This window comes from Pectobacterium hainanensis, from assembly GCF_046237015.1.
GTDB lineage: Bacteria > Pseudomonadota > Gammaproteobacteria > Enterobacterales > Enterobacteriaceae > JBJYIN01.
In genome coordinates, this window is record NZ_JBJYIN010000033.1 from 1 (window position 1) to 3,249 (window position 3,249).

Below are 3,249 nucleotides of genomic sequence, written 5' to 3' on the forward strand. Positions count from 1 at the left end.
TGGTTATTGGTTATTGGTTATTGGTTATTGGTTATTGGTTATTGGTTATTGGTTAGAATTTATGCTTCATATCTGGCCTAAGCATAAGGCCAGATCAGGGTTATTCAGAGAAGAGGGAATTAAACGATTTTTTGACTTTATTATAAAAAGATGATTCTTTTATTCCCTTTAAGGACACGCCCTCTTTCTCAGCAAGACTAACTAAATCCCTGTAAATTTCACGCTTTGATGGCTCTTTCGCTGTTCCATATTTATTTCCTAGCTTATCAGCCAATAACATAATCAACAAAGCTAATAACTTATCTGTATTTTCTTTTTCATGTTCTTTACGGTAAATACCACGGCCACTTTTTCTAATAGAACGACCATATTCAATGAGTTCATCATCACCATATTTTAATAATTTCTCTTTCCAGCCAATCTCTCGCGCCATGTTATTAATTACTTCATGACATTTATCAAAAATAGGTTTTGGCATATCATCAGTATTAATGAATTTATAAGATTCGGCAAAGTATATTGTTGCATCAATCCTTTCATTATGTTGTAAGTTGCTATTTATATTACTCCCTGCATTTTGTCTCAATATCGTTCGCAGTTGAGAAACATCTTTTTCTATATCTTTAGGTATATCTTTTGGATCAGTAAATGGATTGATACCTAAAATCGCCAAAGCCATTTCTTGAGCGGTAACACCCTTAAGTTTAGTGAACCGCTCAAAAGCGTCCATTTCCTTAAAATTAGACATTTAAATATCCTTCCACGCTATGCTGGTTTACGGAATCCGCCAATAACAACATTTTGTCTATATTCTAAATTTTCCATGTAATCCGAATACCACTGCAACATATCCCGGCGACCATCCAGATACTGCGCATGGTTATACGTACCACGAACGCTATTTTTATCAACATGAGCAAGTTGAATCTCAATCCAAGCGGTATTAAAACCCTGCTCATGAAGAATTGTGCTCATTGTATGCCGGAAGCCGTGGCCTGTAGCCCTACCCCCATAGCCAATACGCCGGATCAACACATTAAGCGTCATCTCACTGATCGGTTTTGTAGACTGGATACGCCCTGGGAAAACATACTGGTAACGTCCACTAATTGGCTGCATCTGCTTTAAAATATCTACGGCCTGAGAAGATAGAGGAACCATGTGAGAACGCCGCATCTTCATTTTTGAAGCCGGTATTTCCCATAGTGCCTTATCTAAATCAATTTCTGCCCATTCAGCCTGACGTAATTCACCTGGCCGCGTTCCTGTGAGAATTAACAGCTTCATAGCCAATTTCACTTGCATACTGCCGCTGTAACTGGTCAGAGTCTGCAAAAACTCAGGCAACTCAATAACGTTAAGATGTGGATAATGCTCTCGTTTATGCGGCGTCATCGCGCTGGCGAGATCTGGTGCAGGGTTATACTCAGCCCTACCCGTTACAATTGCATATTTCCACACTTCACCACAGCGCTGGCGCACCTTGCGCATTTTCTCGGTGGCACCGCGCTGTTCCAGCTTAGATAACACAGCCATTAATTCCAGCGGCTTAATTTCCGCAATTGGCCGGTGTCCAATGAAGGGAAAAACATCAACCTCAAAGGTTGCCATCATCTCCTTGCGATAAGATTCTGACCATCGGTCATAACGCCGTTGATACCACTCACGCGCAATCTTCTCGAATGTCCCTTCACTTTCACCTTGTCGGGCTAACTTTTCTTGCTGTTTGTTCTGGCTGGGATCGCCGCCCTCGATAACGACCTGCCGTGCAGCATTTCTTTTTTCTCTGGCTTTTGCTAACGAGACATCAGGATATACGCCGATAGCCAGTAATTTTTCTTTGCCGGCAACACGGTATTTGAGGCGCCAATACTTCGAGCCGTTCGGATTGATCAACAAGTACAATCCGCCGCCATCAGCTAACTTATACGCTTTTTCCTTTGGCTTGCAGGCCTCTACCTGCTTGGCATTCAGTTTCATTGGGGGTATTTCTCCATCCTGTATTGATGCACTTGGGGGTATTTTTCAGGGGTGCAAGTATCAATACCCCCAGATATACCCCCAAAGATAGATGGATTTCAGGGTACTTGAGTAGACCATAAAACACCATAGAAATGGCTTAATACGGCGTATTTACTGGGTTTTATGGACTTTGGGGAACTTCAGAGGAAGTATTTTTGGAGCGAGTGAAGGGAATCGAACCCTCGTATAGAGCTTGGGAAGCTCTCGTTCTACCATTGAACTACACTCGCATAGATGTGCGCTTAGCATTATAAGCTTCCGGCTCTTGATGGCAACCCCCTCCCACCACTAACCGGTGGAATTATAAGCGGTTGCCATCCCGTCAGCAGGAAGGCTGGCTCCCCTGCGGCGGCAAATAATTCAGTGGATTGATGGCCGTTGCGCGATAGCGAATCTGGAAATGCAAGCGTACCGACTCCGTTCCTGTATTCCCCATCGTGGCAATCTTCTGACCGGCTTTAACCTGCTGCCCATTGTTCACCTGAGTGGTGTCGTTATGGGCATAAGCTGTGATGTAATCTTCCGTGTGCTTGATCATGATAAGGTTACCGTAACCACGCAACTGATCGCCGACATAAACGACACGGCCTGCACCTGCCGCATAGATAGGCTGTCCACGCTGCCCCGCGATATCAATACCTTTATTACCGCCATCAGCGTCTGAATAAGGAAGGATCACTTTGCCCGACGTCGGCCAGCGCCAGCAGCGTTGCCCTACCGGTGGTGGTGGTGATTTTGAAACGCTTGCCGTGGAGCGCGTCGTGGTGCCAGTTTTACGTGCCGTGTCAGTGTTCTTCACCGCACCGCCGCTTTTCACACGAACACGCTGCCCGACCTGCAATGTATAAGGCGCTGAGATACCATTCATACGAGCCAGTGTTGTCACGCTGGTACCAGTCATACGAGAAATTTTATATAGCGTATCACCACGCTTTACCGTATAGACCGATCCGCTGAACGTGCCGTAATTCGGTGATTTATTGCTGGAGCAGCCCGCGATAAAAAGCGTCAGGCTTAGACAAATAACCGTGCCCCATCTGGTTAACTGGTCCTCCAAACTCAAATCACATCCTCTCGGCTAATCATTTGATTACTCAGGTAGCTTATCTTATCAGCATCGGTTCAATGGCCCAAATAACGCAAATTCAAGATAAAAAAAACCACCTCCAATGGAGTAATGCCAGTCAGTTAAGCGACTGACTGGCAGTTTATCTACGGGCCTTACTG

Annotated in this window: 3 protein-coding genes and 1 tRNA gene; all 4 read right to left on the reverse strand. The window is 44.8% G+C overall.

The features are described from left to right. Positions 1-100: 100 nt before the first annotated feature. Entirely contained in the window at positions 101-748 is a 648-nt protein-coding gene (locus ACKPVM_RS20340) for a hypothetical protein (RefSeq protein WP_409311567.1), read from the reverse strand. 17 nt (positions 749-765) lie between these two features. After that, positions 766-1,980: a tyrosine-type recombinase/integrase gene (locus tag ACKPVM_RS20345; RefSeq protein WP_409311568.1), complete on the reverse strand. Its 1,215-nt coding sequence runs from the start codon at positions 1,978-1,980 to the stop codon at positions 766-768. A 198-nt stretch (positions 1,981-2,178) separates the two neighbouring features. Then, positions 2,179-2,252 (reverse strand) — tRNA-Gly (locus ACKPVM_RS20350). Between the two features lie 92 nt (positions 2,253-2,344). Continuing rightward, positions 2,345-3,085 (reverse strand): amidase activator ActS, encoded by a 741-nt coding sequence (gene actS / locus ACKPVM_RS20355; RefSeq protein ID WP_409311569.1) that lies wholly within the window; start codon positions 3,083-3,085, stop codon positions 2,345-2,347. Positions 3,086-3,249 lie beyond the last annotated feature (164 nt).

Excerpts from the sequence above, each read along its gene's own strand:
- ACKPVM_RS20340 (WP_409311567.1), bottom strand. The coding sequence starts at position 748 with ATGTCTAATTTTAAGGAAATGGACGCTTTTGAGCGGTTCACTAAACTT.
- ACKPVM_RS20345 (WP_409311568.1), bottom strand. The coding sequence starts at position 1,980 with ATGAAACTGAATGCCAAGCAGGTAGAGGCCTGCAAGCCAAAGGAAAAA.